This window comes from Arthrobacter sp. Hb9-2 (assembly GCF_059091165.1).
The window spans coordinates 1-250 of sequence record NZ_JBNHGJ010000119.1; the positions used below are offsets into that span (position 1 = coordinate 1).

General features: G+C 39.6%; 1 protein-coding gene. It reads right to left on the minus strand.

All coding sequences use genetic code 11. The features are described 5' to 3' along the window. On the minus strand, positions 1-250 hold a 250-nt coding region (locus tag AC5RV1_RS21475), incomplete at both ends, for a super-infection exclusion protein B (protein WP_250406021.1).

Genomic DNA, 250 nt, shown 5'->3' on the forward strand with positions numbered 1-250 from the left:
GCGCACAAAACCATAGATTGCTCTTCTGTAAGGTTTTGAATTACTGATCGCACTTTATCGTTTTGCATCTTAATGCGTTTTCTTAGCTTAAATCGCTTATATCTGGCGCTGGCAATAGCTGATAATCGATGCACATTAATTGCTAGCGAAAATGCAAGAGCAAAGACGAAAACATGCCACACATGAGGAATACCGATTCTCTCATTAACATATTCAGGCCAGTTATCTGGGCTTAAAAGCAGAAGTCCAA